Below are 26,678 nucleotides of genomic sequence, written 5' to 3'. Positions count from 1 at the left end.
CAATGAAGAGCAAGTGGCTTACATTATCCGTAGCAGCGATGCTTGCCATGACGACTGCCGGATGCGGCAGCGGGGATCAGGCTTCGTCAAGCGGCAAAGGAACAGGTAATTCGGCAGCGTCCGGAGTTTCGACGTCACCGGTTAAAGCAAAGCCTGAACTGAAAGGCAAAATCCGCATCGGTTACGTCGGATTGAACGATCAGACTGCACCGGATCCGTTGACTGGCGAGATGGTCTATGGAGCTGACGAGCTGAAAAAGCGGCTAAAGCAGGATTATCCGAATATTGATTTTGAGGTTGTCACGTATCCTTATAAGGATCATCAAGCGAAGGCGAAAGCGCTCGTGGAGTCGCGCCAAATTGATGTCTCGATTGAATCAGACAGCAAGTTCATGTGGAACCAGGGCTTAAGCGAAGATTTGACGCCTTTTGAAGAGAAAGACAAAGAGTGGAGCAAGGATTTGTATTTATCGCCTACTTTGCTCACCGGTCCGCTGGAAGTGGATCAGAACGGCAAAACAGTAAATAATGCACTGCCGATCGCCGTAGACGGTTCTGGCATTTACTATGACAAGACGATTTTCGCCGATTATGGTGTCGAGGCGCTTTCCGAGAATCCGACCTGGGATGAAGTGCTGGAGAAAGCGAAGAAACTGACTGGCAAAAATCCGAAAACAGGGGAACAGACTTACGGTCTGTACACGCGTATCCCTGGTGATCAAGCCGGCTATGCGGTCTCCATCATTGCCAATACATTCGGTGCAGACATGGGAAAAATGGGTTACAAAGAATATTTGAACCAAGTCACGCTGAATAGCGACGGCATGGTGAAAGCCACGGATATTTACAAGTCGCTCATTCCGTTCACGCCACCTGGCATGGTCCAGGGTCAAGGTGCAGAGAAGTGGTCCACGCCGAAAAACAATATCGCCATGTACGTGAATTTGCCGGCAATTCAATTGCAGAAGTTCAAGTCCCTGAAAATGCTGGACCGTTACGATGTGGCGATGATTCCGAAAGGTCCGCAAGGTACAGGCGGTTTCCTCGGCGGCGTGCGCGTGCAAATGGTGAAAAATACGCAGGATAAAGATCTCGCTTGGGAAATTGTCAAGTGGATGTCCGTCGGCAACGGTCAGCGCTTCCTCTGGGAAACGAAGAATACGATGCCGGTTTCGACGAAAGCACTCGGTACGGATTACAAGCCGGATGCAACCGACGAAAAAATGTTCAAGATGGTCAGTCAAGCGCAATACATGTCTCCGATTTGGTTTACTACCGCAAAATTCGCGCTCACACGCGCTTTGGAAAAAGTGCTTTTGAAAGACACTCCGTCTAAGGAAGCGCTGGATACCGCTCAAAAAGAAGTGATGGATGAGTTCGCCAAAAATAAGGCGGCCGATCAAAAGTAACGTCAGTATGCGTATGCTTGGCAAAGGAGGATTTCAACATGAAACCGACGACATATGCGAATACGGTTGCTGAGGCCCATCCGGCGACTCCGGTGATCATCCGGCACGCTTCAGGCAGAAGAAATCTCCTGAAGGAGCTGAGCTGGTACCTCTATCTGCTGCCGACTGTCGGCGTACTTATCTTCATTAGTTACTACCCCATGATCAAAACCTTACTTCTCAGCTTCTACGTCTCCAGCAACGGAAGTTTGGAAAAGTTCGCAGGCTGGTTTAATTACACACATCTGCTGACAGATCCGAATTTTTACTACGCCATCTATAACACCTTGTACATCGGATTGTTCGGATTGCTGCTCGGGCTGCCGCTTTCGTTCCTTCTGGCGGCCCTGATCAACCGGGCGATGTACGGCAAAAGTGTGCTCAAGGTGATCTACTTTTTGCCTAATGTGACCTCAGCCGTAGCGGTTGTACTCGTGTTCAAAGTCCTGTTTTTCCCTGACCATTCCGGAACCGTAAACTATGTGCTCTCGTGGCTGGGGATCGGCCCGAAGGAATGGGTGAGTGATCCGTCGCTGATCAAGTGGGTGGTTATCTTCTTGGCGCTGTGGCAGTCGACGGGTTTCAACATCCTCATCTGGATGGCGGGGCTGCAATCGATTCCCAAAGATTATTATGAAGCCGCACGCGTAGATGGCGCCTCACGCTTCGATGAGCTGCTGCATATCACCTTGCCGGGCGTACGCCCGATCCTCTGGTTCCTGCTCATTACCGGTGTCATCGGCGCCTTCCAGCGCTTTGATGATGTATACACATTCGGGGGAGCTTCAGGAAGCCCGCTGCGCTCCTTGCAAACCATCGTGCTTTTCTTCTATGAGGAAACGATGGAGAAGTCGCAGTATGGCTATGGTTCGGCCGCCTCGATCGCACTGTTCCTGATGATTCTCCTGATTACGGTGATTAATCTGAAAATCAGCCGCAGAGCGGAACGATGAAAGGAGGCGGTTCGAATGACAAGACGCAATCACATGGTGGAACTGGTCCGATTAATCGTTCTTGCACTACTGGCTGTCGTGTTCCTCTACCCCTTTGTGCTTATGATCGGCATTAGTTTGGACAACAACGCCAATTTCGGACTTAGCTTTCCGCCTCGCATTGTGCCTGAACAATTCGGGTGGAAAAACTTCTCGCTCGTTTTTAGATCGCTGCCGATCGGCACTTATTACATGAACTCGCTCATCATTGTCGCCGGCTCCGTATTTTGCCATATCGTAGGCGCTGCACTGGCAGGATATGCGCTGTCCAAAGGAGAGTTCAGGGGCAAAAAGCTGTGGCTCCTCATCATCCTCAGCGCCATGATGGTGCCCGATCAAGTCATCGTGTTTACGAGATTTCTCATTTTTAACCAGATTGGCCTCATCAACACGTTCGTTGGCGTTATTCTGCCGACGCTGGCCTATCCGTTCGGCGTCTTCCTGGTGAAGCAATTCATGGATTCCTTGCCGAACGAACTGGGAGAAGCAGCCAAAATGGACGGTGCCCATCATTTTCGCATCTTCCTCAAGATCTACCTGCCCTTGACGGCGCCGATCATGGCAACGCTATCGATCATTACTGTGATGCAGAAGTGGAACGAACTGCTGTGGCCGCTTTTGATTTTATCCAAAAGCAGCATGTATACGGTTTCAATCGGCGTCGCTAATTATACGTTGGGACCGAACGGCACGTACATCGGAAGCAGCCTTGCACTTGCAACACTTACCATTATCCCGATGGTTGCGTTGTTCCTCATCCTGCAGCGATATGTGATTCAAAGTGTGGCATCGAGCGGTTTGAAGCTGTAGCCCGGATCGCTCTTCGTAAATAAACTTGCCAAAGCAGCACCCCAAACTAATAAAGAGGTGAATGGTCATGGTCGAATTGACAAAAGAGGAAAAGCAAAAATTAATGGAAGTTTATCGCAAGCTGCGCGTTGCTGATGTTCGCGATGGTATGGATTGGAACATGATGCACTTTATGGGAAGCATTTATACGGACGAGATTAAGCCATTGTTCCGCACCAACTTTTGCGGATTTGCCAAAACGGTCCAGTTCGTTCCAACGAACCGCACGATTCCGACGATGGATCCGGAAAGCTACACGAAGTTCTCGAACCACTGGTATGGCAACGTTGCTACTTATCACTGGGGCAAAGAGATCGGCGAAGACGATGTGCTCGTGCTTGACGCCAGCAATACAAATGTCGGCATTATCGGCTCTAACAACGGTTTGGAGTATAAAAGCCAAGGCTGCAGAGGCATCATCACCAATGGCGGTGCGCGTGATACCGATGAGCTGATTCTGAATCAAGTTCCTATATTCTCGCGTTACGTTTCTCAAACCATGGTGCAAGGACGCGTGGAGTACCAAGCGCATAATATTCCTGTCAATATTAACGGCCAGTTGGTACGCCCGAATGACATCATTGTCGCCGACGGTGACGGCATCGTTGTCGTGCCGCTCGAGAAAGCTTGGGATGTGGCCAAATACGCAACGCAAGAGATGGAGGCTGATAAGAAGAGCCGCCGGAAGCTGTACGATAAAATGGGCATGACGGTCGATGCGTCCGTAGCTGGCTATTAAGTGAGAAAATCCCGGTTCTACCGGGGTTTTTCCTTATTCGATAAACGAATGCACATGGGGGGGGAAATCCAAATGAATCTACTCGATATGCGGCAGGTTGCATTTCTCGGTTTGGGGGCCATGGGTTTGCCGATGGCGAGAAATCTGACGAAAGCAGGATTCAAGCTGCATGTGACGGTCCACAGGGACCCGGCGCCGGCAGAGGAGCTGCGCAGCTTGGGGGCAGAAGTGCACGCATCCGCTGCGTCTGCCATCGCCTCTGCCGGCGTCATTGTGAGCATCCTGCCGGAAGATAAGCAAATGCGGGAGGTGCTGTTGGCCGAAGCCGTACTCGCTGCAGTAAAGCCTGGGCAGCTGCTGCTGGAGATGACTTCAGGCACGCCGGGGGCGATGAAGGAGGTAGCCCAGGCCTATGCGTCCAAAGGGGCTGCTGTCCTGGATGCGCCTGTCAGCGGAGGCACGATCGGCGCCGAGAAAGGAACGCTGACCGTGATGGCGGGAGGCAGTGAAGAAGCGTTGCAGCAGGTGCAGCCTATTTTGGAAGCGATCGCGCAGACCGTTCATAAGGTCGGCGAGATCGGTGCTGGCAAAGCGGTAAAAGCGATTAACCAAATGATGGCCGCCGTGCACATGTTGGCCGCTTCTGAGGCGATAGCCTTATCTGAGCGGCTCGGCGTCGACTTGGATGCTTTGCAGAAAGTGATTGGTAGCAGCTCCGGTGGTTCCTGGATGTTTGCCAACAAAGCGCAGGCGATTGCAGAAAGAAGTTTCCAACCCGGCTTTAAGCTCAATTTGATGAAGAAAGACATCGGCATTGCCCTGCAGGAAGGGCTGGGCCAACCGCTGCCGGTGACGGCGCTGGCGCTGCAGCTCTTTGAAATGGCGGCGAAGGAAAATGGGGAGCTGGATTTTGCTGCGGTCAGCCGGGTCATCCGAGGTTAATTGTTGAGGTCTGATGAGAGGGGAAAGCGCCTGTTTCAGCGAATTCAATAGGTAGCAAGAAGATCGTCTGAATATACCGCTGCAGGAGGGAACAAGTGCATGTTGACAGCATTAATCGTAGATGATGAGCCGTTGATGCGGATGGGTATCCAGAGGGCGATTGATTGGAGCAGCTATGGAATTCAGGAGATGCAGGCAGCCCCTAATGGCCGAATTGCGCTGCAGATGATCGAGCAGAAGCAGCCGGATGTTCTGCTGACTGATGTACGAATGCCCGGACTTGACGGGTTGGAGCTTTCGCGCATCGTGAAAGAACGCTGGCCGTCCATCAAAATTGTTATTATTTCAGGCTATGATGATTTCAGTTATGCCAAAAAATCGATTTCTTACGGGGTCACCGATTATTTACTAAAGCCGATTGACAATAAATCGTTGTCGCAAGCGGTAGAGAAAGTTACGCAGGAGATTGCCGAGGAACGGGGAAAGCTGCGCGAGCAGGAGCAGATGACACATCTGCTGCAGCAATCCGTGGGCATCGCCAGACAGAAGGTGCTCAAGGAGCTGCTGTTTGGCGAGGCTGGGGAAAAACAATGGAAGCGCTATGAGCACGTGCTCGGCTTACAGGAATCGCTGGCTGGAATGAAGGCTGTCGTGCTGGTCAAAATCAATGCGTTTAAAGAGAAGAGCACCTTGTTTCGCGATGGCGCCTTGCTGCATTTTGCCGTTCAGAACATATTGGAAGAACTGGTAAGAATCGAAGGCAGCGGTGAGCTTGTGGACCTGCGTCCAGGGAGCCTTTGCCTGGTGCTGACGCAGCAGGAAGGCAAGCACGAGCAGTTAATGAGCTTGGCCCACCACGCACAATCGGCGATTCTTGATTATTTGCGCATCCCGACAACATGGGCGATCGGTTCGATGACGAGCAGCCTGCAAGGGCTTCGCCAGTCGTATCAGGAGGCGGATCGCGCGCTCAAAGCCAGATGGCTGAACCCGGCCAAGCGCGTGTGGATGACCGGCCAAGAGGCGGTCGGAGCGCCGTTGGCGGCCGGAGAGGCTGCACTTACGGCGGTTCAGGCTCTGCAGCTCGGCAGCAGCAAGCCACTGCTCGATGAACTGAGCAAGCTGCGGGAACGGCTGGCGCAGCCGCCGGCGTATGATCCGGTTAGCATCGAAGCGTATTACTTGAAGCTAGCGGAGGCTGTCGAGGCGGTGTTGATGGAGCGCTGCAAAGAGCAGCCTGCCGAATTCAGGGAGCGGGTACGCGAAGCGCTGTATTTGTCCGATACGTTGCTGGACGCTGTAGACAGTGTTCATGCTTTGTTTCAGGAAGCGACGCATGTCCTTCATCAGCATTTGCCGAAGCCGTATAGCAAAGTTATTCGCGAAGTCATCGACTATGTCAATCAGCATTACGGCGAGGAGATTTCTTTGGCCGATGCAGCGAACCGGGTTTTCCTCAACCGCAGCTATCTGAGCTATTTATTTGTACAGGAGACCGGCAGCAACTTCTCCGACTTTCTCGCTGATTTGCGGCTGGAGAAAGCGAAAGAGCTGCTGGCGGCAGGCGGCATGAAAAACTATGAGGTCGCTGAAGCCGTAGGCTACAAAGACTTTCGCCATTTTGGCCAAATGTTCAAGAAGCATACGGGAATGACACCGAGCGAGTTTCGGAAGTTGGCGCCATGAAGAAGGTCCGGTTCAATCTGTTTGCCAAACTGATGTTCTCCTTCCTGAGCTTGGTCGTTCTCCCACTGACGGTCCTAAGTTATATCGCCTACAGCGTAGCTACGCACATTATTAACAACAACCTCAGCCGTTCCCTGCAGCAGACGGTCCATCAGCTCTCGCTGAACTCGGAAGTCGTGCTGGAAGAAGCGGAGAAAGCCGTGCATACGGCGTTCTATGATTCATTCAACTTGCCAAATCCGATCAAAAAGCAAATCGAAGATTACCCGACCGCCTCGGATTATGAGAAAAGCCAGATCAGCCGCAGCGTGGAAGACGAAATGAACAAATATACGATTTACCGTAACGATATTAACGGCATGTACTTCATCGATACAGCTGGCAATTATTTCTCTTCGGCCAATCAGCTGCGGGAAAAGCCTAATTTTACAAGCTTCTCATGGTTCCAGGCGTTTCGCAATTCCGCTGCGCAAGAAGCACTATGGTCGTCATCGCACAAAGTAGGCGGTTATACCACAAGCTCGAATGCGAACGTCGTCACGTTTATCAAAAAAATTAGCAACCCTTACGGCCGCCAAATCGGGATTTTGTGGATGGATTTAAATGAGCGGTCCCTGGAAAATATTTACACATCAGGCCGCATAGCTCCGAATGGGTATACGCTAATTCTTGACGAGGCGAATACGGTCATTTCGGCCAGCGATAAAACAATCGTCACGGAAAAGCTGGAGCAGGAAAAGGTGACACTGTTTCAGCAAGCTTTTCATGAGGATAACGGCTACTATTTTACGGAAGAACAGGGGATACGCAAGTTGGTTGCATTTGCAACCATCCATACGACGGGATGGAAAATGGTTACAGTCGTTCCTGCCGGCGATCTGTTTATGGATGCCTCCAGAGTGAAGAACATCATTGTGCTGCTCGCGCTGATTATGATCGTGATGAGCACTGTAATTGCTTACTATTTAAGCCGCCGTATTTCCCGGCCGATTCACAATCTGATTCGGTTGATGGAAAAAGTTGCCGAAGGCAACATGACCGTCCGGGCGCGCGTGAGCCAATCCGATGAAATCGGGAAGCTGAACAAACATTTTAATATCATGATCAGCGATATTCAGAATTTGATCTCCACGGTATTCGTCTCGAACCTCAAGCAAAAAGAAGCGGAGCTCGCCTCGCTCGAAGCGCAGATTAACCCGCATTTTCTATACAACACCTTGCAATCGATCAAATGGTTATCCGATATCCATCAAGCCCCGGATATTGGAGATATGGCGATCAGCCTGGCCAAAATTTTCCGCTTCAGCATCAAAGGTGCGCCAATCGTCAGCTTTTACGAAGAGATCCAGCATGTGAAGGATTATATCAGTATTCAAAAATTCCGCTACGGCGATCGTTTCGAGCTTGTGATGAAAATTCCAGAGGAGACGCTTCGCTGTCAGATTCCGAAGCTGATTATTCAACCGCTAGTGGAGAATGCCATTTTTCACGGGATTGAAACCAAGGAAGACCAAGGGACGATCAAGATTTGGGCGGCGGTGGATGAGCACTCCCTGCATATCGGTGTGGAAGACGACGGGGCGGAGCTGAGTGAAGAAAAAATTACAGCGATCCGAAGCGTCTTAAATTCGGCGGGTCCGCCGCATAGCCACAAACCGAGTAGTCTTGGACTCCGGAATATTCATGAACGTCTGCAATTGCTGTATGGCAACGATTACGGTCTGCAAGTCGATCGAAGAGCTGAACGTGGCTTCATTGTGATTGCGTCACTGCCTAATAAAATGGAGTAACCGTGCGTCACAGCGGGCTGGGTGTTGAGCTCATGACAAAAGGAGGTATTACGATGGTGAATCGGATTTTTCGCTATGAACTGCCGACAACGATTGAATTCGGCAACGGGGCTGTACAAACATTGCCGCAGCACGTTAGGGCGCTGGGAGGTACTAAGGTATTGATTGTCAGTGATCCTGGCGTCTTGAGAGCCGGCGTGGTTGATCGTTTGACTGCGCCTTTGCAGGAGAACCAGCTGCCATTTGTCATTTTTTCCGAAATTGAACCGGACCCGAACATTGATTCCGTCGATACAGCAACGGTCCTAGCCAAAAGCGAAGGCTGCGACCTTATCGTCGGCGTAGGCGGCGGCAGCTCGTTGGATACGGCGAAAGCCGTCGGACTGATGCTTGCCAATGAAGGCAACATCCGCGATTATGTCGGCATTAACAAAGTGCCTCGCAGGGGTGCGCCGGTTATTGCGGTTCCGACGACGGCTGGCACAGGCAGCGAATTGACGATCTGGTCCGTGCTTTCCGATAAAAAAGCAAAAGCGAAGCTGAGCGTAGGATCCGCTTATAATTGCCCGACACTCGCTTTGTGCGACCCTGAGTTGACGGTATCCTTGCCTGCGCCAATCACAGCCGCTACAGGGATGGACGCTTTGACACACGCCTTGGAATCTTATGTCAACAAAGCGACGCAGCCGATCTCTGAAGGCATGTCTTTGCAAGCGATGAAAATGATTGCCCGCAACCTGCGCACCGCCGTCGTTCAAGGGGAGAACTTAGCTGCGCGTCACGATATGCTGCTGGCGAGCTTAATCGCTGCCATGGCTTTCAACCCGACACGGCTGGGGCTTGCTCATGCTCTCGCGATGCCGCTCGGCGCACAGTTCAAAATTCCTCACGGCACCGTCAACGCGATTCTACTGCCGGAAGTGATGGCGTTCAATCTCGTTGGTAATTTGGAGAAGTTTAAAGAAATCGCCGGTATTTTTGGGGAGAAGACCGACCATCTTTCCTTGCGTGAAGCAGCGGAACGGTCCGTCTCGGCCATCCGACAGCTGAAGGCGGATATCGGCATCACCCAGACGCTGTCCGATTACGGAGTGACGGAGAACGATCTGGATGCGATTGTGGAAGAAGCGATGCTCTCCGGCAACGTGCCTGTGAATCCGGTGAAGCCGACGCTTGAGGATTTGAAGCAAATCTGCCGTGCGGCGATGTCTGCAAGCAGCGCTTTAGCCAATTAATGAGGGGAGCGGGGGTTACTATGTCTGAGCATGAAATGGTAAAATGGCTTCAGGAAGCTTGCGGCGAAAGTTATGGCAACTATGTGGGCGGTGCATGGAAGCCGGCGGCTTCCGGCCGCACGTTCAGCATCGTTCATGCGGCGGAGCAGCATCGTGTGCTCGGTCATTTTGCCGACTCTGATGCAGCGGATGTGGACAGTGCAGTAGCCGCAGCGGAAGCCGCCTTTGCCGCTTGGTCGGAAGTGCCGGGACCGGAACGTGGGGCGATTCTGCTGCGCTTTGCGGATCTGCTGGAGCTTGACCGCGATGAGCTGGCTTTCCGCCTGTCGGCGGAGCAGGGCAAAACGGTCGCTGAGTCCCGGGGCGAGATCGCCCGTGCGGCGAAGGAAGCGCGCTATGCGGCAGGGGAGGCAGCGCGTATCGTAGGTGAGACGGTACCGAGCGAGCGCCGGAACGTCTCGAACGCGGTCGTCCGCTACCCGATCGGCGTCGTTGCCGCTATTGCGCCGTGGAACTTCCCTGTCGTGACGCCCGTGCGCAAAATCGCGCCCGCACTCGCCTACGGCTGTACGGTCGTGTTCAAGCCGGCCTCGGCAACGCCATGGGCATCCGCCCGGCTGATGGAGCTGTTCACGGAAGCCGGCGTGCCGCATGGTGTCGTGAACATGGTCACGGGCAGCGGAAGCCGGGTCGGCGATCCGCTCACGAAGCATTCGCGCGTCAAAGGGATCAGCTTCACCGGTTCGACCGGCCTCGGACTGCGTATTCAGCACACAGCGGCTGAGCGGCTGGCGAGGACGCAGCTGGAGCTTGGCGGCAAAAATGCGGCGGTCGTCCTGGATTATGCGGATCTGGCTGGCGCTGCGAAGCAGATCGTGGCGGCCGCTTTTGCCTGCAGCGGCCAACGCTGCACGTCGATCAGCCGCGTCGTGGTCTTGAAGGAATACGCTGCCCGGCTGACGGAGGCGCTGCTGCAAGAAATCCGCCAGCTGCGCGTAGGGCCTGCGTGGGAAGAAGGCGTGAATATGGGGCCTCTGGTCAATCCGGAGCAATTGGCTTCCGTGCAGCGCTATGTGCGCTTGGGCAAAGAGGAGGGCGCCGAGCTCTTGATCGGCGGTGAACCGCTTAGCGGCGGCAACTATGACAACGGCGCTTATATGGCACCGGCCCTATTTGCCAAAGTGACTGAAGGTATGACGATTGCGCGCGAGGAAATTTTCGGTCCGGTTTTGACGGTGATGGAAGCGCATACGAAAGAAGATGCGCTGCGCATCGCCAACGGAACCGAATACGGTTTGGCGGCATCGGTATTCACGGATCGCTTAAGCGATGCGAACTGGTTCGCCGCCCGTCTGGAAACCGGCATGGTCCATATAAACCATGGCACAGCCAGTGAGGCGCACATGCCGTTCGGCGGGGTGAAGCGCTCGGGCTTTGGCGCATTTTCTATCGGCAGCAGTAATCAGCAATTTTATACGGAAACGAAAGTGATTTATACGCAATATTGATATGAGGTGAATGTATGCAAATCGTCGTGCTCGACGGCTATACGCTGAACCCCGGGGATTTGAGCTGGGCGGAGCTTGAGCAGCTTGGCCGCGTTACGGTTTATGACCGGACGCCGGCTGAGCAGATCCGGGAACGGATCGAGGAGGCGGACATCGTTTTGACGAACAAAACGCCACTTTCGCGGGAAACGCTGTCGGGTCTTCCCCGCTTGCGCTACATTGGCGTTTTGGCTACTGGCTACAATGTTGTCGATGTGCACGCAGCCGCCGATTTGGGCATTGCCGTTACGAATGTGCCGACTTATGGCACAGATTCGGTGGGGCAATTCGTCTTCGCGCTGCTGCTGGAATTATGCCACCGTGTCGGCATGCACAGCGAGAGCGTGCGGAGCGGCGGCTGGGCGTCTTCGCCGGATTTTTGCTATACGCTGAGCCCGCAGATGGCTCTGGCCGGCAAAACGATGGGCATCGTCGGCTACGGCCGCATCGGCCAGCAAGTCGGCCGGCTGGCGCAAGCCTTCGGCATGCGCGTGCTCGTCGCGGGCAGAACGAGCTTGGCTCGGCCGGGGGGAGCTGCGGCGGGCTCTGAGGAAGCGCAGGCCGAGCGGGTGCCGCTTGCGCAATTGCTCGCCGAATCCGATGTGGTCAGCCTTCATTGTCCGCTGACGCCTGAGACGGAAAGGCTGATCAATCATGAGCGGCTTGCGCTGATGAAGCGGGGCGCCTTTCTGATCAACACGGCCCGTGGCGGCCTGCTGCAGGAGCGCGATGTGGCGGCTGCGCTTCATGAAGGGCGGCTTGGAGGCGCAGCGCTGGATGTTCTCTCGGTCGAGCCTCCAGGGGATGACAATCCGCTGCTGCAGGCGAAGAACTGCATCATTACGCCGCATATTGCCTGGGCGACTCATGAGGCAAGGAGTAAGCTGATGTGCATTGCTGTGGGCAATGTGGCCGCTTTTTTACAAGGCAATCCGACGAATATGGTAAATGAGGTGCGTTCCCTTTGAAAGTTGTGATAGCTCCCGATTCGTTTAAAGGAAGTTTGCGTGCAGCGGATGTTGCGCTAGCGATTGAAGCAGGGGTGAAGCGTTGTCTGCCTAAGGCGGAGACTGTGCTTCTTCCCGCTGCTGACGGCGGCGAAGGCACGCTGGACAGCTTGACCCGGTTCGGCGGGACGAAGGTTCCTGTCACGGTAACAGGTCCACTCGGTACCCCCGTTGCCGCCGAGTTCGGCATCCTGCGGACAGGCACGGATGCTGTCATTGAGCTGGCCAGCGCTTCCGGGCTGGAGCTCGTTCCGCCGGACGGCAGGGATCCGCTGCGCGCGACCACCTACGGAACCGGCGAACTGATCCGCCATGCGCTGGATGCAGGCTGCCGCAAGTTTATTATCGCGATCGGTGGAAGCGCGACCAATGATGGCGGAGCCGGGCTTCTTCAAGCTTTAGGCATTCGCCTGCTGGATAAGGAAGGTGCCGAAATCGGTTACGGCGGCGGAGAGCTGCACAGGATTGCGGAGATTGATGACCGGAAGGCGGATCCGCGTTTGCGGGAAGCGGTCTTCACGATTGCTGCCGATGTGCAGAATCCGCTGCTCGGCGTGAGCGGCGCAACGGCGGTATATGGACCGCAAAAAGGCGTTACGCCTGAGATGGCGGAGGAGCTTGAAGCGGGGATGCGCAACTGGGCGGACCGGATCGCGGAGCAGACGGGTATTCGGGTTCACGATTTGCCGGGAGCCGGAGCGGCGGGGGGCGTCGGCGGGGCTTTGTTTGCTTTTTTCCGAGCTGAGATGAAACGTGGGATTGACATCGTGATCGCGGAATCCGGGCTGCTTGCTCATCTGGCGGATGCCGATATGGTGATCACAGGGGAAGGCCGAGTCGATTCGCAAACAGCCTCAGGCAAAACGGCGCTGGGTATCGCCCAGGAAGCACGGCGATTCGGCGTGCCGGTCATTGCGCTGGCCGGCTCGGTGGGCCCCGGCATCGATGTGCTGTATGCTGCGGGGATCACCGGCGTGCACAGCATCGTCGATGGCCCGATGACGCTTGCGGAGGCGATGTCGCGCACACACGAGCTGCTTGAGCATGCTGCGGAGCGCGTGATGCGGACGTTTGCTGCGGGGCGCGCGGGGCGATAAGTGCACCGCCAGGCGCAGCGAACGCGCGCAAGGCCGATAGCGGAAGAGGCTTTCCGCTATCGGCCTATTTTCATCTGTGAAGGCTGAATTTTTATGTGCAACTTTTAAACCATAAGTAACGTCTAGAATGTATACATAAAAGTCAGGCTATTCATAATTTTGAGGTGAAAAGGTTGAAAGCGCGCATTTTAGTTATCGAAGAAGATGAGATTACTAGAGAAGTTATTGAACAAAACCTGTCTTCGCAAGAGTACCACGTAACGACCGCGTCAGACGATAAGGAAGGGCTTCGGCTGTGGCGCCAGGGAAACTACGATTTAATCATTTCCGGTATTCAAATTCCTGGTTTCACCGGGTATGAGCTTGCCCGTACGCTGAGACAAGAATCGAGTGTCCCTATTATCCTGCTTTCTCCATTGTCAGAGGAACATTTCATTCTGGAAGTTTTTAATAGTGGTGCGGATGATTATATGGTCAAGCCTTTTTCCGTTCAAATTCTGGTCAAAAGGGTCGAAGTGCTTTTGCGCCGTTCGCGCGCTATGGCAGATCCGGACAACAGCCGCGTGAAATTTAACGAGCTGCGATTGGATGTGAACGCTTTTAAAGTATTTGTTGGTGAGACCGCTGTCGAATTGACAAGCAAAGAATTCGAAATTCTGAAGCTGTTGGTCGGGCAAGCTGGACATGTGGTGACGCGCGAGCAGATTCTCGACAAGCTCTGGGGCTACGAGTACTACGGAAACGCGAGAATTATAGACTCGCACTTGAAAAATATTCGCAGAAAAACACGGATCCCTTATATCAAAACGATAAAAGGAATTGGCTACAAGCTGGAGCTTTAAGCAGGCGGACGGTGTGGGAGAAGCGGATTTTGCGGATTTACTGCTGCCAATTCATGTCGATTCATGGACTTTATTGTGAAAATTTCACGAAAAGGTCATCTCAACTCCACACAAAATCCAGATTCGTGCTGTAGACTGACAATGTAATATATAATGCACATTCGAGGACGAAGGAGATGACATGATGATCGCACGAAAATCAAAGCTGCTGCTGCTGCCATTTTTACTTATTTTCGCTTTCATAAGCAGCTTTGGAAGCACCGCACTGGCGGCGGACGAAATATCGCGGCTTGTGCTCAACAAGAACGAACTGACGATGGAAGTCGGGGATACGCTCGCGATGACGGCAACTGCGGTCTACGAGAGCGGATCGACGGAGACCGTCACGGTGAAGACGGATTGGAATTCAAGCGCCAATGACGTTGCTGCTGTGTATGCGGGTTCAGTCACAGCGAAGAAGGCGGGTACCGCCGTGATTACGGCCACGTATTCGGACAAAACCGTTATCGTCAATGTTACGGTTAACAAGCATGTCCGCTCGCTAATCAAAGATAAGCAAAGCGTTGATTTGCGTTTGGGACAATCGGATCAGATCACACTGACGGCTTATTATGATGACGGCACGAATGAAGATGTTACGCAGAAAGCGGAATGGAGCTTTGATAAGGACGCGATTGCTACCGTAGTGAATGGCAAGATTACAGGCCTTAGCTCGGGTACTGCGACTTTGACGGCTCAATATAACAATCGTTCCGTGACGATTCCTGTCAATGTGGAGATCGTCAAGCGTCTGGAGCCGGATCAATCCCAGCTTTCCCTCCTGCTTCATGATTCGCAAACGATCAAATTGACAGCTACTTTCCCGGACGGCTCCGTAGAAGATGTGACCGATAAAGCGGAATGGGAATCCGATCATCCGGATATTGCCGATGTCTTGAAAGGCAAGATTACCGGATACGGTCCGGGACAAGCGATGATCACAGCGACTTACGGCACACAATCCGTTGAAATCAAGACGGATGTTGATAAAGCGATCAAGCTGGATCTTGATCAGCAGCAAGTGTACATGAAGAAGAACAGTACGACACAGCTTCAGTTGACAGCCTCTTATGCGGACGGTTCTACGAATAACATCGCAGACCGTGCAGACTGGTCATCTTCCGATGAAAGCGTTGTGTACGTGGATAAAGGCAAGCTCGTTGCCAATGCGACAGGCGAGGCGACGATCACAGCCAAATACGGCGAGCGTTCGGTTACAGCTACCGTTGATGTCGATGTGGCTAAGCGGCTTACCATCAGCCAAGAGAGCCTTTCAATGAAAACGACGGATACACCTGCTTTGACACTGTCGGCTGCTTTCAACGATGGTACGACGGCAGATGTGACGAATCAGGCAACTTGGAAAGTTAGTGATGATAACATTCTCGACGTCACGAATGGTAAAATTACGGCTTTCAAAGCCGGAGAAGCGACGATTACAGCAAGCTTCGGCGGCAAAAGCGTAAGTTCCAAAATCTATGTCGATATCCCTACGTATATCAAGGCCAGCAAGAAAAACCTTGATTTCCAGGTTGGCAGCTACGAGCAGATCGGTCTTACAGCGGTATATAGCGGCAGTTCAGAGGCTGACGTAACGAACAAAGCGGAGTGGACAACCAGTGATTCCTCGGTTGCTGAAGTCAGTAACGGCTTGATTACAGCTGTCGGCAAAGGTTCGGCTACCGTGACAGCCAAATATGGAACAAGAACGGTTACGGTTCAAGTATCCGTCGGCATTTTGAAAAGCTTAACCAGCGATAAAGATTCGATTTCCAACATCGTTCTGAAAAAGGGCGACAGCCAAGCCGTTGCGGTGACGGCTACATATACGGATGGCACGACAGCTGAAGTCAGCAAAGACGCTGTCTGGACAAGCTCGAATACAAAAGCGGTAACAGTGAGTGAAGGCGTGCTTAAAGCTGTGGCTGCCGGAGAAACGGTCATCACCGCTGAATACGGCGGCAAGAGCCTGACGCTGAATGTCCAGGTCGATATGGCCAGCACGTTGGCGCCGAACGTGACATCCATTGCCATCGATATCGGTGAAACGAAAGCTATCGTCATCACAGCCACGGATGTGAACGGCAATACGAGCGATGTGACAAGCCAGGCGCAATGGACATCAAGCACTCCTGCGGTGGCTACAGTTGCCGCCGGTACTGTAACAGCCGTAGCGAATGGCAAAACGACAGTGACTGCAACTTACGGCGGGAAAACCGTTACCATTCCTGTGGAAGTCGGTGCGGTGCAGACGGTTGATACGGACAAGAAGTTCATCTCCATGAAAACCGGAGATTCCGTTCAGGTAAATCTTACGGCTATGCTGGCTAACGGCAGCAAGAAAGATGTGAGCACTTCCGGGACTTGGAAATCTTCGAACTACAAAGTGGTATCTGTGGATAACGGTCTGGTTACAGCTGTAGGGTCGGGTAAAGCGAACATTTCGGGTACGTACAACGGAAAGACGATCTCGATCCCTGTAGAAGTGGACACGTTGAAATATTTGAAGACAGATATCGTCAATGTGGAAATGAAGCTAGGCGCTACTTACAACGTGAAAGCGACGGCAACCTATGCGGATCAAAGTGAACAAGATGTGACGTTGCCAGCATTATGGAAAAGCAACAACATCCGCATCGCCGATGTGAAAGACGGTGTCATTCAAGCGAACGGCAAAGGTAAAGCGGTGATCAGCGTCACTTTTGGCAACATGAAGACAACGGTCTATGTAACGATTAAAGAATAGCTCAATACAAGGCAAGGCGTCTTTCCGTCTTAGACGGGGGGGCGCCTTTTGCATGCCTGCTGGATTATTTTTATCCAAAGTTCATGCCAGGCAGGGGAATTGTTCGTAAATGTAGAAACAATTGGGAAGCACCTTTATTTGAAATCTGTACCCTTGGGATGTGTGTGAACGCGCATGTTAATCGAAAAATTGTTTCTCAACATATTGATCGTTCTCGCACCGACTTTGGTACTCACAGCCATCGGGGATCGATGGCCTTTTGTAAGATCTACTTTCGGAATTGGATTGCTGCAGGGCCTGTCTTCCATGCTTTGCCTCATTTTCTCGTATGAAGCGTTGAATCTGTATTGGGACCTTCGCTATGTACCTCTTGTGATATCTACCATTTATGGGGGGCCAATCGCCGGCGCCGTTAATTATTTGATTATCATCGCGACACGTACCTATTTAGGTGGCAGCGCACTGCTGTTCGGTTACATCAGCATTACCTTTACATTTTTATTGCTGCTGTTTCCTTCCTGGAAAATGAAAGGGACATCGGGCAAATATCGCATTCGTGGAACGCTCCTGATTTCCGTGCTGCCTTCGCTGGTGATGCTGGCGGTCTTAGTCTCGTTTACGATGCTGAAGGATATTTCGATTCAACTTGAGCATAATCCGGCTGTCACGGTGCTGCTATTCGGATTTTTCCAAAGCACGGCTGCTTGTATCTCGGCCATGCTGCAGGAGGTTTGTCACGAAAGAATTGTCATGAAGCAGGAAATCCAGCATAACGAGAAAATGAAAACGTTAGGTCAGCTCGCAGCTTCTATCGCCCATGAAGTCCGCAATCCTTTAACGGTGGTCAAAGGTTTTTTGCAGATGATGCGTCCTCATGAGCAAGGGAAGAACGCGCAGTATTTGGAGATCGCCCTGGGTGAGCTGGAGCGGACGGAAGCGATCATTAATGATTACTTGTATTTTGCCAAGCCGAAGCTGACGAAGATTGAATCTTTTTCCTTATCGGACATGCTGCAAAACGTCACCACCTTGTTTATGCCCATGGCGACCAACAATGGTGTCTTATTGAGCTCGAACCTGCAAGGAGATATCATGATTCACACTGACCGCGGGCAATTGCAGCAAGCTTTGTTTAATATTATTAAAAATGCGGTGGAAGCGACGCCGTCGGATGGAGAAGTTTTGCTGCACCTTACCGGCCATGACCAGCATGCGCAAATTGTCGTGATGGACAACGGGAAGGGCATGACCAAGGAGCAGGTCTCGCGCATCGGCACCTTATTTTTCACAACGAAGGAAGTGGGAACTGGTATTGGAACGGCACTGGCGGTTCGAATTATTCAAAGCATGAACGGTGTGATCACTTATGAAAGTGAACCCGGGGCTGGGACTAAAGTCACGATCAAGGTCCCCTATCAAGTTGTGGCTTGAGTATTAAATTATAAAGTCATCTTTACCCCCGTTCGATTCTCTAGTATAATAAGAACTAACGTTCTGGCAATGGAGTGAAGACATAATGACTGGACAACGTGAAAATAACAAAATTGCAAAAGTGATGTCAGAGGCGCTGTTAAGTCAACAGTTTGTATTAGTGAAGATCTATAATGAAGCTGGCGACCAGCAGATGACAGGTCTCATCACGAAGATCGATCAGGAATCACGTAAAGTGAAATTATCGCACGATCAAGGCATTGATTGGATACCTATTGGTGATATTTTAGTGATGGAATTGATATCAGAGTAGTACATAATAGCCAATATTGAAAACACAAATGAGTGCGCTCATTTGTGTTTTTTTGTGTTTATTGGTAGGCATACGCAGCCGCCGATTTGCCGTGAAGCCCGGTGCAAAGCCTGGAGCAATGCGGTTTTGCAACGAACTGCAAGCGCGCAAAAAAGTGTTAGGCCCACCACTTCGCTCATGCAAGAATGTGTGCTTGCCGGGAAGCGTCCGGGGGAATAAGGTTAAGCTACAAATTTTTCAATGAGGAGGGAGCCGAATGGACTGGCAGCAATTCCGAAGTCCCGGGGCTGCATATAGCATTCATCCGTTTTGGTTTTGGAACGGAGATATGGAAGAACAGGAGATTATTAGACAGATTGAGGAGATGGCCGACAAGGGCGTACGCGGATTTTTCATCTGTGCACGTCAAGGCATGCAGATCTCCTACTTGTCGAAAACTTGGTTTGATAAAGTCAGCTTTGCGATCAAGGCGGCGAAGGAAAGGAATATGCAAGTCTGGCTTTATGACGAGTATCCGTATCCAAGCGGAATTGCCGGCGGGGAAGTGACACTGCTGCATCCGGACGCCAAGCATCAGACACTTGCTGTAACCGAACACAGCGTCGCTGGCGGCAGTCAGATTCAGTTGGAGCTTCCATGGGCGCGCATTCTAGCAGCCAAAGCTGTGCCGGTGAAACCGACTGGGGAGAAAGATTGGGAGCACGCCGTGGATCTGTCGGCTGCGATCGGTAATTTCCAAGCGGATCCCGTGTTTCAAAAAACGGGGCTGACGACATATAACCAAAAGCGCTTCTTCACCTATCGCACCGTGTATCGTTTGGATTGGGAGGCGCCTGCAGGCGAATGGTTAGTCCTGATCTTCCAGGAAAAGGAAATTGAAAATTTCAAATATTACGGCACGTTCGTCGATCCATGTCACCGGGAAGCGATGCAATCGTTCATCCGGCTGACCCATGATCGCTATGAAGCATATATCGGCGAGGATTTCGGCGAGACGGTCAAAGGCATGTTCACGGATGAGATCGGCTTGCTTGGGAAAAATCCGTGGTCACCGCAGCTGGAGGCCTACTTCTTGAAGCGCAACGGATATTCGCTGAAAGATCACCTCCAGGCTCTGGTGTGCAGCGATTATCCGAATGCGCCGAAGATCCGCTACGACTATTATCAATCGCTGCATCTTTTGCTTTGTGAATCGTACCATGAGCAGATTCACGATTGGTGTGAGGAGCGCAGCCTGCAATATGTGGCTGAGGTGCCTTCCATGCGGATGACGACGCAGCGCTACAGCCATGTGCCTGGTGGTGACAGCGCGCATGAGAAGCTGGGACGTTCGCTCGACTGGATTTTGCGCAGATATGCGCTCAGCTTCCGAGACAATCCGAAGATGACCAGCTCGATCGCACGCCAATTGGGACGAGAGCGGGTGCTCAACGAATCGTTCCACAGCGTCGGCTGGTCGATGAATTTGCAGGATGCGAAGTGGATGATTGACCGGCTTGCGGCACTGGGCACGAACTTTTACAACTTCCATGCCTTCTTCTATACGATTGATGGTATGACGCAGCATGATGCACCGCCTTCCCAGTTTTATCAAAATCCATATTGGCGCCATTTCCGCCAGCTAGGCGATTATACCGCCAGAATGAGCTACTTGATGAGTAAAGGAACGGCTGATATCCGCATTGCCGTGCTCGATCCGACGACAACGCTGTGGAGCCATATGGCGAATCCGATGCATCATTTCGAATATGCGGGATACGATGCTCAGGAGAAGAAGCGGCTTGATCAGCTCAAAGGTGATTGGCAATCGATTCATGTCCATCTGCTGAAAAGCCGGCGCGACTTCGACCATCTCGATCCCGAGCTGCTTGCTGAAGCGGAATTGACGGAAGAGGGAACGATCCGCATCGGCAAGGCGAGCTACAGCGTGCTGATCCTACCGCCGATGGCGAATCTGGAACAGCGGGCTTGGAGCCAGGTGAAGGCGTTCTTGCAAGCCGGCGGCACAGTCATCGCCTATGGCTTGCTGCCTTACGAGGCGATTGAGGCGGAGGGCACGGCCCATCTGGAAGCGGTGCAGACATTCGGGGTGCCGGCGTCACCGCATCTCCTATATTGGCGCAGCATGCAGGCGAAGGATGAGCAGGAGGCGTGTGAGGGGCTAGAAGCGATAGAGCTACAGCTACTCGCCCAAGGGCAAGGGGCCGCCTATTTCATCCCACGCAGCGGTGGGGAGCCTGCGGATCACGCGCTCAAGCAGCTGAGCCAGCTGCTTGACGAGCTGCTTCCGAGGCCGGTGACTTTGGACTTCGGGCGCGAGGCAGACGGCTTCCTGATGCAGAGCCGTTATCTGGACGATCAGGACTATGCCGTGTTCGTCAGCAATCAGGAATCGGCGGTGTGGGATACTCGGCTGACTATAGATCCTGGTCAAATTTGGCCGGAACTGAAGTCGCCGTATACGATAGATGCCGAGCTCGTGGATGTAGAATCGGGGGCACATACCCCGTTGCAAATCAATTTTTTGGCGGAAGGCCTGTGCACCATTCCGCTTACCTTCGATGCGTATCAGTCGAGACTAATACGCATAACGACTAGTGCAAGCGCAAGCGCACCGCAAGAAGCAGACGTGTGGCGCTGGAATCTTGACGCCGATGCTGGCGATTGGCGGCAATCGGCGCTCAGCCCGAATGCGCTTCGCTTTGATAAGTTCCGCTTAAGCGTCGGCGAATCGGCGGAAGCGCAGGAAGCGGTTTGGGTGCAAGCCAAAACCTTTATTGACCAATGCGCAGATTTGGCGCAGCAGCAGAATCTGCCGATATCATTCAGCCAAGTGTTCGGCGTACCGATGAAGACGAAGATTGCTTATCCGCTTGCCTGCCGATACTCGGTCTCCTTCTATATCGAGCAGCTGCCAACGTCGTGCAGCTTGCTGATGGACCAATCGGCGATCGCAGGCGAATGGACGCTCCATCTGAACGATGTGGCTGTCACGAAAGCAGATTTCACCAGCCAGCTCGTTTACGATCATGCCAATTGCCTGTGCAGTATTGGGCATGCGCTTCGTCAAGGCTGGAATAACATGCACATCGACGTGCATGTGGAGCAGGATTGGCACGGCATCGTCGATGCGCTTTACTTATACGGCGACTTCGGCGTACGCTTCGACGAGACGTCTCGCCCTGTCGTGACCCGCGCTCCGGAGAACGCCGAGTCCCTGCGCGCAGGCCGATACTATGCCGGATATCCGTACTACGCCGGCGACATGTCATTTAAGCGCGCTATGAGCCTAAGCTCGCTGCCATCGGCTGCAATGTTCGAAGTGATGTTTCCAGGCTGGGACGTTCATGACAGTGTCGAAGTGCTGGTGAACGGACAGTCGCTGGGCTTACGCCCATGGTCGCCTTACGTATGGAGCGGACAATCAGCGATTCTCCGTGAAGGCGAGAACGAGATCGAGGTGCGGGTGACCGGCACATTGATCGGGCTGCTTGAGGGGAAATATTTTGATTATGAACAGCATCGGGTCATCGATATCTAACATTGTAAAATTCGGAGAGGAGTACAGCGGATATGGAACAATTACAATCGCCTCCGACGCTTGTCGCCCAAGGAGCCCAAAAGGCTCCCACGGCCACGAGGGGGAGATTAGGAAGATTATGGAAGGATATCGTAAAAAGCAAATATTTGTACCTGCTTGCCTTGCCGGGGATTATTTTCTTTCTTATTTTCAAATATATCCCGATGTTCGGAGTCGTCGTCGCCTTCCAAAACTACTCGCCCATCCGGGGCATTGCCAACAGTCCATGGGTCGGTTTCCAGCATTTCGAGCGTTTTTTCTCGAATCCGGACTTTCTGATTCTGTTTCGCAATACGATGGGCATCAGCTTAATGAACCTAGTGTTTTTCTTCCCGCTGCCGATTATCGTCTCGCTCTTTCTCAATGAGCTGCGCAGTGATAAGTATAAGAAAACAATTCAAACCATTGTCTACATGCCGCACTTCATGTCTTGGGTTATTATCTCAGGGCTGACGTTCCTGATGTTTGCTACAGGTGAGGGGCTTTTCAATAAAATTTTGGCTTCCTTCGGCGCAGATAAAGTCGATGTCTTGTCCAATCCGCATCTATTCTGGATCATGCTGACGATCCAATCGATCTGGAAGGAAGCCGGTTGGGGCACGATCATCTTCCTGGCAGCGATTGCCAGCGTTGACCCGCAGCTGTACGAAGCGGCCAGAATGGACGGCGCTGGGCGTTTCCGTCAAATGTGGCATGTTACGCTGCCGGCGATTCGCAGCACCATTGTCGTCCTGTTGATTTTGCGTCTCGGTCATATCATGGATGTCGGTTTTGAACAAATTTTGCTTATGTATAATGGCGCTGTTTCTAGTGTTGCCGAAGTGTTCGATACGTATGTTTACCGTGTCGGTGTTCAGCAGGCGCAATTCAGCTACAGTACGGCAGCAGGGCTTTTCAAATCGGTCATCGGTTTAGTTCTCGTTATCGTGGCCAACAAATTGGCCAAAAAATTTGGCGAAGAAGGCGTATATTAGGAGGTGCCGTATGAAAAAGACGCTCAGTGACCGCATATTCGACGTGTTTAACGTGCTGCTGCTCGGATTGATCGCCATGCTAACGATATTCCCGTTGTACTACGTATTTGTCGTTTCATTCACGGACCCGGTCGAATACTTAAAAAGCAGCTTTATTTTGTTCCCGCATCAATGGTCGCTCGCCTCTTACAGCTACTTGCTGGCAACAAAGGCGTTCGTTCACTCGCTCGGCAACAGCGCCTTTCTGACGATCGTCGGTACGGCTTGCAGCTTGGTCGTCACTGCAGCGCTTGCGTATGCCTTGTCGCGTAAGCGGTTGCCTGGACGCAGATTGCTGCTGCTGCTCATTCTGATCACGATTTTGTTCAGCCCGGGCATCATCCCGAATTACTTGATCGTCCGCAATCTGCATCTGATCAACAGCGTCTGGGCGCTTATTCTGCCCGTGCTGGCCAGCGGGTGGAACGTCATTCTGATGAAAAACTTCTTCGACGGCATCCCTGTGGAGCTGGAAGAGTCGGCAGCGATCGACGGCTGCAACGATATCACAACGTTCATTCGCATCATTCTGCCGTTGTCTCTGCCTTCATTGGCAGCCTTCGGGTTGTTCTATGCGGTCGGCTATTGGAACACCTTCTTCAATGCGCTGCTCTATTTGACAGATGCTTCCAAGTGGCCGATTCAGGTGCTGCTGCAAAACATCCTGCTCAATTCGCAAAACAGCGAGCTCGGCATGTCCGCCTACGTGGAGGCGCCGCCATCCGAAACGCTGAAGATGGCAGCCGTAATCGTGGCGACGATTCCGATTCTGATTGTATACCCTTTCTTGCAGAAGCATTTTGCCAAAGGGGCTATGGTCGGTTCGGTGAAGGGGTAATGAATCATTCCGTAACATGCAAGATGGAAGCCGGTTCTTGGAGCGCTGCTCAGAGCCGGCGATTTTTGCGTATGCTGGTCTGTTTTTTTCGTCGATATCGGGAGCGGGATGATTTATAATAAATGAAATCAGGCCGCTTCTGCCTGTGTACTTGCTACGAAAAGCTGGAAGGTGATGCTTATGCTTAAGAACAAACAGAAAGGGAACTTCTACCGCAAAAGCTTGATCCTCATTTTGCTGATTGCTTCGATTCCCGGACTCGTCACGGGACTTGCTATTTATGGCATCGTGACCGGAAAAGTAGAGGGCGAACTGCAGCGCCTTCATTACAATAAAATCGTGCAGCAGGAAAAGAATGTCGAGGATCAATTCGCCAATCTGGAGCTTACATTCTCGCATTGGGCTTATGATCCCAATCTGGGCAATAAGCTGAAGGATATCGACTTTGTCGAGAAGTATGATCAGGTTCAGGAGCTTTATCGGACTTTGTTGATTATTGAAGGCTCTAGCCCGATGCTGGGCCATGTTGAGCTGTACTTAGCGGTTCCCCAGCCGGTCGTTATTACGAAAGAGGGCTACACGTTTCTGACGGATCCAGCCTTGATTGCGAAATACAACGCCATGCTGCAGCAGAAGAAGTCGATGTTCTGGACAGACGGGAGTGGAACGCCGGACGTCCCTGAGAACGCTAACACAGCTGCCGCCAGCTCGACGCTGACGCTAGTTAATAAGCTGCCAGGCGTGCCTGCCGAGCCTTTCGGATTGTTAATTTCGTCACTCGATCCGGTGAAGCTGAAGGAACAATTGAATTCGCTTAATCCTTATGAGGAAGGGACGACGCTCATGATTGCCGGCGACGGCAAATGGCGCTTCTCTTCCAGCGGGCGCTTAACAGAGCTTGATACAACGTTGGAAGCGAAATATGCGAAGCAGGCTGCGGAAGGCAGCTCGTTTCTGTTCGACTTCCAGAAAGCGACTTATTCCGTCTCGACGAGCAAATTTAACCGCTTAGGCACGGGTTGGACTTTTTTGTCGGCTGTCCCTTTATCCAGTATTACGGCTCCGGTGCTGCTCGTTTCCAAGATTATTGTGCTTATCAGCTTCGGCGGCTTGCTGCTTGCTTTGGTGCTATCGTGGCTGGCATCGACCCGCATGTTCTCACCATTCGAGAGGGTGCTGCAGCGGTTGTTCGGCAATCCGGATCTGCGGCTAAACGCCAGCAGTTTCGAATGGATCGAGAGCAAATGGGACTCCATGTCCAGGGAGAGTCAGAACCTGCGGGGGCAATTGAATCTTCATCTTCCGCTGCTTCGCGAAGGCTTCTTGATGCAGCTCGTTCAGGGGTATTTATTCCCGCTATCGGAGAACGAGATTCATGAAAGGCTTGGCCAATTGGGCCTCACCATCGAAGGCAAGCAATTCGCTGCGATGGTCGTGCAATTGAGTGGGCTGCATGTCGAGGAGACGCGCTTCCAATCCGGGGATGAGGAACTGGTGACGTTCGCAGCGGGCAATATTGCCCAAGAGCTGGCCAGCAGCAAAGGCATTTCCTGTGAAACGCTCAACTATCATGATTTGTCGCTCGGTTTGTTCCTAATTTTCCCAGGCGATTACACGAGTGAGCAGTGCCGGGCGTTGATGCGCGAGTACGGGGAGGCCTACGTACAGATCATCCACAGCATGATGAAGCTGCAATCCGTCGTCGTTCTCGGCCATATGACGAATCAGCTCGGACATATTTCGTATATGTTTGAAGAAGCGCGTCAGGCGCTCAGCTATGTGGACAGGAACGACAAGAACAGGCTGATTGACGTCGACCAGCTCAACAAGTCCATGGCGCAGCGTGAATTTAATTACAACTTCTCGCTGGAGAAGGAGATTATCCATTCTTTGCGCCTCGGGGGCGAAGAAGAAGCGGTGAAGCTGATCCGGCAGTTTATGGCAGACCTTACGCAAGAAGGGTATAAGAAATTAATCGTACAGCAGGGGATGACCCAGCTCTTGGGCAGTATGCAGCATGCGATGCTGCAGTCGGGCATGAATCCGATTGTTTTGTTTGCAGGCGCGAATTTATATGAAGAGTTCCACCAACTGCAAGAGCCGGAGGAAATGCTGAACTGGTTCCAGCATCGTGTCGTCGGCACCTTCGTACAGGAGCTGATCAGTAAGCAAGATTTTCATCTTAAGCAGGTCGTCGAGAAAGTGATGTCTTATATCAAGGAAAAGTATATGACCGATTTGTCGCTGGAAGCTTGTGCGGATCAATTCGGGACGAGCCCCTATACGTTAAGCCGGGCGTTTAAACAGTTGACCGGCATTAATTTTATCGATTATTTGACGAATCTCCGCATTGGGACAGCCAAAGATCTGTTAAGAGAAACGAATTTGAAAATTATTGAGATCGCCGAGAAAGTCGGCTACCAGCAGACGTATTTTAACCGTATTTTCAAAAAAGTCGAAGGTGTAACTCCGAGCCAATATCGCGATATGATCCAGAAAGAACGGAAATAGCCTTGCATTAGATCTGAGCTGGAATCCTGCAAG

Annotated in this window: 19 protein-coding genes; all 19 read left to right on the top strand. The window is 52.3% G+C overall.

Going from position 1 to position 26,678, the window contains the following annotated elements; translation table 11 throughout:
- Nucleotides 1-2: 2 nt before the first annotated feature.
- The 19 genes from O9139_RS07140 to O9139_RS07050 all read left to right on the top strand — a co-directional run bounded on the left by O9139_RS07140 (nucleotide 3) and on the right by O9139_RS07050 (nucleotide 26,645).
- On the top strand, nucleotides 3-1,409 hold the full coding sequence (locus tag O9139_RS07140) for an ABC transporter substrate-binding protein (protein ID WP_270878774.1): 1,407 nt from the start codon (nucleotides 3-5) through the stop codon (nucleotides 1,407-1,409).
- Between the two features lie 38 nt (nucleotides 1,410-1,447).
- The gene (locus O9139_RS07135; protein ID WP_270878773.1) at nucleotides 1,448-2,401 is read left to right on the top strand and encodes a carbohydrate ABC transporter permease; all 954 of its coding nucleotides are present in this window, start codon (nucleotides 1,448-1,450) and stop codon (nucleotides 2,399-2,401) included.
- Between the two features lie 15 nt (nucleotides 2,402-2,416).
- Entirely contained in the window at nucleotides 2,417-3,250 is an 834-nt protein-coding gene (locus O9139_RS07130; protein WP_270878772.1) for a carbohydrate ABC transporter permease, read from the top strand.
- A gap of 67 nt (nucleotides 3,251-3,317) precedes the next feature.
- Complete coding sequence (locus O9139_RS07125) at nucleotides 3,318-4,028, top strand: RraA family protein (RefSeq protein ID WP_270878771.1); 711 nt, start codon at nucleotides 3,318-3,320, stop codon at nucleotides 4,026-4,028.
- A 72-nt stretch (nucleotides 4,029-4,100) separates the two neighbouring features.
- Complete coding sequence (locus tag O9139_RS07120; protein ID WP_270878770.1) at nucleotides 4,101-4,970, top strand: NAD(P)-dependent oxidoreductase; 870 nt, start codon at nucleotides 4,101-4,103, stop codon at nucleotides 4,968-4,970.
- A gap of 99 nt (nucleotides 4,971-5,069) precedes the next feature.
- A complete protein-coding gene (locus O9139_RS07115; RefSeq protein WP_270878769.1) occupies nucleotides 5,070-6,656 on the top strand; it encodes a response regulator transcription factor in 1,587 nt (528 codons plus the stop codon).
- Nucleotides 6,653-8,446: a cache domain-containing sensor histidine kinase gene (locus O9139_RS07110; protein WP_270878768.1), complete on the top strand. Its 1,794-nt coding sequence runs from the start codon at nucleotides 6,653-6,655 to the stop codon at nucleotides 8,444-8,446. The genes O9139_RS07115 and O9139_RS07110 overlap by 4 nt, the downstream gene beginning before the upstream one ends.
- A gap of 53 nt (nucleotides 8,447-8,499) precedes the next feature.
- Nucleotides 8,500-9,681, top strand: a complete 1,182-nt coding sequence (locus O9139_RS07105; RefSeq protein ID WP_270878767.1) for an iron-containing alcohol dehydrogenase — start codon at nucleotides 8,500-8,502, stop codon at nucleotides 9,679-9,681.
- A 20-nt stretch (nucleotides 9,682-9,701) separates the two neighbouring features.
- Nucleotides 9,702-11,189 (top strand): aldehyde dehydrogenase family protein, encoded by a 1,488-nt coding sequence (locus O9139_RS07100; RefSeq protein WP_270878766.1) that lies wholly within the window; start codon nucleotides 9,702-9,704, stop codon nucleotides 11,187-11,189.
- A 14-nt stretch (nucleotides 11,190-11,203) separates the two neighbouring features.
- Nucleotides 11,204-12,196, top strand: coding sequence for a D-2-hydroxyacid dehydrogenase (locus tag O9139_RS07095; RefSeq protein ID WP_270878765.1), 993 nt, complete (start codon nucleotides 11,204-11,206; stop codon nucleotides 12,194-12,196).
- Nucleotides 12,193-13,332, top strand: a complete 1,140-nt coding sequence (locus tag O9139_RS07090; protein WP_270878764.1) for a glycerate kinase — start codon at nucleotides 12,193-12,195, stop codon at nucleotides 13,330-13,332. Before O9139_RS07095 ends, O9139_RS07090 begins: the two co-directional genes overlap by 4 nt.
- Before the next feature lie 173 nt (nucleotides 13,333-13,505).
- Entirely contained in the window at nucleotides 13,506-14,174 is a 669-nt protein-coding gene (locus O9139_RS07085) for a response regulator transcription factor (RefSeq protein ID WP_270878763.1), read from the top strand.
- 181 nt (nucleotides 14,175-14,355) lie between these two features.
- Complete coding sequence (locus O9139_RS07080) at nucleotides 14,356-16,959, top strand: Ig-like domain-containing protein (RefSeq protein ID WP_270878762.1); 2,604 nt, start codon at nucleotides 14,356-14,358, stop codon at nucleotides 16,957-16,959.
- A gap of 174 nt (nucleotides 16,960-17,133) precedes the next feature.
- Nucleotides 17,134-18,390, top strand: a complete 1,257-nt coding sequence (locus tag O9139_RS07075) for a sensor histidine kinase (protein ID WP_270878761.1) — start codon at nucleotides 17,134-17,136, stop codon at nucleotides 18,388-18,390.
- Between the two features lie 85 nt (nucleotides 18,391-18,475).
- Nucleotides 18,476-18,703, top strand: coding sequence for a YolD-like family protein (locus O9139_RS07070; protein WP_270878760.1), 228 nt, complete (start codon nucleotides 18,476-18,478; stop codon nucleotides 18,701-18,703).
- 256 nt (nucleotides 18,704-18,959) lie between these two features.
- Nucleotides 18,960-22,244, top strand: a complete 3,285-nt coding sequence (locus tag O9139_RS07065) for a glycosyl hydrolase (RefSeq protein WP_270878759.1) — start codon at nucleotides 18,960-18,962, stop codon at nucleotides 22,242-22,244.
- A 32-nt stretch (nucleotides 22,245-22,276) separates the two neighbouring features.
- Nucleotides 22,277-23,257 carry an ABC transporter permease gene (locus O9139_RS07060; RefSeq protein WP_270878758.1) on the top strand — a complete coding sequence of 327 codons (981 nt, stop codon included), beginning with the start codon at nucleotides 22,277-22,279 and terminating at the stop codon, nucleotides 23,255-23,257.
- A gap of 10 nt (nucleotides 23,258-23,267) precedes the next feature.
- The gene (locus O9139_RS07055; protein WP_270878757.1) at nucleotides 23,268-24,134 is read left to right on the top strand and encodes a carbohydrate ABC transporter permease; all 867 of its coding nucleotides are present in this window, start codon (nucleotides 23,268-23,270) and stop codon (nucleotides 24,132-24,134) included.
- 180 nt (nucleotides 24,135-24,314) lie between these two features.
- Nucleotides 24,315-26,645: an AraC family transcriptional regulator gene (locus O9139_RS07050; protein ID WP_270878756.1), complete on the top strand. Its 2,331-nt coding sequence runs from the start codon at nucleotides 24,315-24,317 to the stop codon at nucleotides 26,643-26,645.
- The last annotated feature ends 33 nt before the right edge of the window (nucleotides 26,646-26,678 follow it).

It is taken from the genome of Paenibacillus aestuarii (genome assembly GCF_027789125.1).
Lineage (GTDB): Bacteria > Bacillota > Bacilli > Paenibacillales > NBRC-103111 > Paenibacillus_E > Paenibacillus_E aestuarii.
Note: the sequence above shows the minus strand (reverse complement) of the source record. Positions and strands in the feature narration are given on the sequence as shown.